Source organism: Pseudomonas sp. (assembly GCF_041601375.1).
Lineage (GTDB): Bacteria > Pseudomonadota > Gammaproteobacteria > Pseudomonadales > Pseudomonadaceae > Aquipseudomonas.
This window is the reverse complement of sequence record NZ_JBFIIG010000250.1, coordinates 1-5,011: the sequence shown is the minus strand read 5'-3', so window position 1 is coordinate 5,011 and position 5,011 is coordinate 1. Positions and strand designations below refer to the sequence as shown.

Annotated in this window: 4 protein-coding genes; all 4 read right to left on the bottom strand. The window is 65.3% G+C overall.

The window, feature by feature from the left end:
* A partial coding sequence (locus ABZE94_RS20320; RefSeq protein ID WP_372877872.1) for an FAD-binding oxidoreductase occupies nt 1–561 on the bottom strand: 561 nt, incomplete at its 3' end.
* Between the two features lie 100 nt (nt 562–661).
* Nucleotides 662–2,164 carry an aldehyde dehydrogenase gene (locus tag ABZE94_RS20315; RefSeq protein WP_372877870.1) on the bottom strand — a complete coding sequence of 501 codons (1,503 nt, stop codon included), beginning with the start codon at nt 2,162–2,164 and terminating at the stop codon, nt 662–664.
* A gap of 216 nt (nt 2,165–2,380) precedes the next feature.
* Nucleotides 2,381–3,709 carry an NAD(P)/FAD-dependent oxidoreductase gene (locus ABZE94_RS20310; RefSeq protein WP_372877868.1) on the bottom strand — a complete coding sequence of 443 codons (1,329 nt, stop codon included), beginning with the start codon at nt 3,707–3,709 and terminating at the stop codon, nt 2,381–2,383.
* A 25-nt stretch (nt 3,710–3,734) separates the two neighbouring features.
* On the bottom strand, nt 3,735–4,625 hold the full coding sequence (locus tag ABZE94_RS20305) for a dihydrodipicolinate synthase family protein (protein WP_372877866.1): 891 nt from the start codon (nt 4,623–4,625) through the stop codon (nt 3,735–3,737).
* Nucleotides 4,626–5,011: the final 386 nt, after the last annotated feature.

The following is a 5,011-nucleotide window of genomic DNA, read 5'->3' as shown; positions in this document are numbered from 1 at the left end:
CTTGAAGTTGTCGATGCGCGTGGACATGTAGTCCAGCTCGGCGCGGTAGATGATGTCGGCCGGGGTGCGCGCGCTGTGGGCGAACACCATGTCGACTTCGCTGTTGGTGTTGAAGAACCAGCGGGCCATGGACATCACCGGGGTGATACCGACGCCGCCGGACAGCAGCAGGACCTTCTCCGCGGGAAAATCGATGCAGTTGAACTGGCCGACCGGGCCATGCACGGCGATCAGCCCGCCTTCCTTGAACTGATCGTGCAGCCAGTTCGATACTCGGCCGCCAGGCACCCGCTTGACCGTGATGGAGAAGCTGTAGGGAATCGAAGGTGCGCTGGAGATGGTGTAGGAGCGCATCAGCCGTTCGCCGTCGATCTCCAGCTCCAGGGTGACGAACTGCCCCGGCTTGAAGAAGAACAGCACCGGCTCCTGCATGCTGAAACAGTAGGTGAGGACATCCGCGGTTTCCCGGATGACCTTGAGGCAGCGCACCAGGTGGCGGCCGTTGGCCCAGGTCTGGGTGGTGACCGGATTGAGGTATTCGCTGCTGGTGAGGCTGTTCATGAGCGCTTCTCAGAAATAGGCAAACCCCTCGCGCGGTTGCCGGGAGGGGGCTGTCAATCGACCAATGACCCGGCGCCGTCGCGGCCGGGCGCTGCTGAATTCAGGACAGCTGGATCCAGGTGGTCTTCAGCTCGCAGTACTGGTCGTGGGCGTAGATCGACTTGTCGCGACCGCCGAAGCCGGACTGCTTGTAGCCGCCGAACGGGGTGCAGATGTCACCCTCGGAGAAGCAGTTGACCGACACGGTGCCGGCGCGGATGGCCGCGGCCACGCGGTGGGCGGTGTTGATGTTGGCGGTCCACAGCGAGGCGGCCAGGCCGTAGCAGGTGTCGTTGGCGATGGCGATGGCCTGTTCCTCGGTGTCGAAGGCGATCACCGCCAGCACCGGGCCGAAGATCTCCTCCTGGGCCACCGAGGCGGCGTTGGAGTCGGCTTCGAAGATGGTCGGCGCGACGAAGTAGCCGCCGCTCTGCTCATGCAGGCGCACGCCGCCGGTGACCAGCTTGCAGCCTTCGGCCTTGGCCTGCTCGATATGCCCGAGGACCTTGTCCATGTGCGCCTGCTCGATCAGCGCGCCCAGGCGCACGGCCGGGTCCAGCGGATCGCCGGTGACCCAGTCCTGCAGCTGGCGTTGCATTTCCTCGAGCAGGGCGTCCTTGATCGAGCGATGGACGATCAGCCGAGAGCCGGCCGAGCAGTTCTCGCCCATGTTCCAGAAGGCCGCGCTGAGCACGTTGCCAGCCACCGCCGCGAGGTCGCCGGCATCGCCCATGACCACCTGCGGGTTCTTGCCGCCGCACTCGAGCACCACGCGCTTGAGGTTGCTCTTGGCCGAGTACTCGAGGAACAGCCGGCCGACCTCGGTGGAGCCGGTGAAGGCGGTCATGTCGATGTCCGGGTGCAGGCCGATGGCCTTGCCGGCGGTGTGGCCCAGGCCCGGCACCACGTTGAGCACGCCAGCCGGGATGCCGGCTTCGAACGCCAGTTCGGCCAGGCGCAGGGTGGCCAGCGACGTCAGTTCGGCGGGCTTGAGGATCACGCTGTTGCCGGTAATCAGTGCCGGGCCGAGCTTCCAGCCGGCCATCATGCAGGGGAAGTTCCACGGCAGCACGGCGCCGACCACACCGATCGGCTCGCGCCTGATCATGCCGATGTTGCCGGGAGCGGAGGGCGACAGGCTGTCGTACAGCTTGTCGCCGGCTTCGGCGTGCCAGCGGATGGTCGCGGCGGTGTCGGGAATGTCGATGCCGAAGCACTCGCCCACCGGCTTGCCGGCTTCCAGGGATTCCAATACCGACAACTCCAGGCGATTGGCATCGATCAGGTCGGCGAAGCGGATCATCACGGCCTTGCGCTCGGCCGGCGCCAGGCGCGACCAGACGCCGGCGTCGAAGGCGGCGCGGGCGGCCTGCACGGCGACGTCGACATCTTCGGCGTCGCAGGCGGCCACCTCGGTCAGGACCTGGCCAGTGGCCGGGTTGAGGGTGCTGAAGGTGGCGCCGGAGCGGGCGGCGACGAACCGACCGTTGATGAAGGCCTGGTTGCGGAATTCCAGGCGCTCGCGCTGCTGTTCGATGGCGCTGCGGGTGAGGGTATCGGTCATGGTTCTTCTCCTGAAGGTTGAGGCAATCTCAGAGCCGGTTCACGATCTGCTGCGCGTCGGCCCTGCGGTGTTAAAAACAAGCTGGAGCGCCAGCCCGGTCTGAATGCTCATTTACAGCTCGTAAAGTCGCCCGCGACTCCGACCGTTCCTCGCTTGTTTTTGCGGGGCCGCCATCGGTATTGCATGGCTCTAGCTCGCGAGCTCTTGAACTGGCTCTCAGAGTTCTACGCCGGCGGTCCACTCTTTCCAGGCGAGGGAGGAGCGCACCCCGATGCCGAGGAAGGGCTCCGGCGGATTACGGCAGGGTTTCGGTTGTTCGAGCATGATGCTCAGCAGGTCGCTGTCCATCCCCAGGGCGTACTCGGCGATCAACTTGCCGGAGATGGTGCCGCGGGTCAGGCCCAGGCCGTTGCAGCACACCGCACTGAACACCCCGGGGGCGATCTGGCCGAACTGCGAGCCGGCGTTGCGCGACAGGCACAGGGCACCGCCCCAGGTGTATTCGAACTCGATGCCCGGGAGCATCGGAAAGCGGTTCTCGTATGAGCGACGATGCGCTCGCTTGACCCGCTCCAGGGTGCTGGCGCTGGCCTGCACCTGGGGGTTGTAGGTGAAGGAGTTGCGCACGCAGATGCGCCCGTTGGCCAGGCGGCGCACGGTGGTGCCCAGCGGATCGGCCGGAATCAGCCCCCAGCTCTGCTCGCCGCCCAGGCGCGCCAGTTCCTCGCCGGTCAGCTGACGGGTCATGCTGGCGTAGGTGTAGATCGGCAGCAGGCGGCCCTTGAAGCCGAGCTGGCCGAAGTTGGCGGCGTAGGCGTTGTTGGCCAGCACCAGGCGTGGCGCCTTCACGCAGCCCTGGGCGGTGGTCAGGGTATGCACCTTGCCGACTTCGATGTTCAGCACCGGGCTGTCTTCGAGCAATTGCACGTTCTCCGGCAGGGTCTGCCCGAGCCCGCGGGTCAGCGCCGCCGGCTGCACCAGGACGCAGCCGGGGGCGTGCAGACCGGCCTGGTAGAAGTCGCTGCCGGTGACCGTTTTCATGTCCTGGGCACTGAGCAGGCGATAGGGCTCGCCCAGCGCCGACAGGCCCTTGGCGAATGATTCCAGGGCATGCACGCCGCGGGCGTTGGCCGCGCCGTGCAGCTTGCCCTGCTCGCGCCAGTCGCAGTCGATGCCATGGTGCTGGACGATCTCGCGGGTATAGTCGATCGCGCCGCGGCTGAGGCGGATGATCTTCTGGTCGGCCTCGTGGCTGCTGGTATAGCTGTGCGAGGTCAGGTCATGGGGCAGGTCGACCATGAACCCGGAGTTGCGCCCGGCGGCGCCGAAGCCGACGCGCTTGGCGTCGATCAGCACCACCGAGGCCTGCGGCTGCAGTTCGGCCAGGCGGCGGGCGGCGGCGAGGCCGGCGAGGCCGGCGCCGAGCACCACCCAGTCGGCCTGCACGGTGCCGCGCAGCGGTGTGCTGGGCGGCGCGGGCGGCAGGATTTCATACCAACCGCAGCGACCATCGTCCTGGGGCAGGAAGTTGCATTGCAGCTGCATAGGCACTGCCTCCGGGCCTGGTGGCTTAAGAACGATGGGCGATCAGTTGCTCATAGGTCTGCTTGAAGGCGGCCAGTTCGGCCTCGTTCAGCGGCAGCAGCGGGCGACGGGTCGGGCCCACCGGAATACCAGCCAGCTCGCAACCGGCCTTGATGTACTGGCAGAACTTGCCACCCTGCTCCAGCAGGTTGAGCATCGGCAGCAGGCGCTGCGCCAGCAGGCGGCCCTTGATCATGTCCTGTTCGACCACGCAGGCCTGGTACAGCGCGACGTGCTCGGCGGCGAGGAAGTTGGAAGCCCCGCAGGTCCAGCTGCGTGCGCCCCAAGTGAAGAATTCCAGCACCTGGTCGTCCATGCCGCAGCTGGTCTGCAGCTGGTCGGCGTACTCCTGGGTCAGGGCGTGCATGCGCTCGATCGAGCCAGTGCTTTCCTTGATCGCCTGGAAGTTCGGCCGGCCCTTGAGCGCGTCGATGAACTCGAAGCTCATTGGTGTGCCGGTGCGCGCCGGGAAGTTGTAGAGCATGATCGGCATGTCCAGGGCGTCGTCCACGCACAGGGCGTGGGCGAGCAGTTCGTCCTGGGTCGGCTGGCAGTAGTAGGGGGCGGCAAGCAGGATGCAGTCGAAGCCGGCGGCCTTGGCGTACTGGCCCAGGTCGAGGCTTTCTTCGGTGCTGGTGGCGTTGATGCCGGCCATCAGGGTGATGCGGCCCTTGGCCTGTTCGGCGACGGCGTCGAACACCTGCTTGCGCTCGGCGTTGCTCAGGGCGTAGTACTCGCCGGTGGTGCCACCGATGATCAGGCCGTGCACGCCATGGCCGATCAGGCTGTCGACGACCTTGGCCAGCGCCTCGAAGTCAATCGCGCCAGCGGCGTTGAAGGGCGTTACCACGGGAGTCCAAATACCATCGAAATTCATGCGGTCACCTGATTGTAAGAGGTTGAATGTGGAGTTGATTTCGAGAAAAAGGGTAAGAGCGTTTGGCCCTGGGGAATAAGCAACATTTACGGCCGTTAATTAATAATCAACGGTTATGGATTGGCTCTGCGGACAAACTGCGGGCATAAAAAAACCTGCCGATGGCAGGTTTGTTGGTGAACCCTGTTACGAGTGCGTGGGAGCCAAGTAAGCAGTGCGTCAAATTTACATAACTGAAAGTGCCGGCAAATAATAACCCTGGGTAATCAAAACTGCTGCGTCAACCAGTCGCGCAGGCGGCAGCAGGCCTCGTCGTCTTCCTTGTCCTCGCTGAAGGTCAGGTAGTGCAGGCTCTCGCGGTGCACCACTTCCTCGCTGACCGGCCG

Coding starts and splice junctions, on each gene's coding strand:
- ABZE94_RS20315 (WP_372877870.1), bottom strand. CDS start 2,164: ATGACCGATACCCTCACCCGCAGCGCCATCGAACAGCAGCGCGAGCGC.
- ABZE94_RS20310 (WP_372877868.1), bottom strand. CDS start 3,709: ATGCAGCTGCAATGCAACTTCCTGCCCCAGGACGATGGTCGCTGCGGT.
- ABZE94_RS20305 (WP_372877866.1), bottom strand. CDS start 4,625: ATGAATTTCGATGGTATTTGGACTCCCGTGGTAACGCCCTTCAACGCC.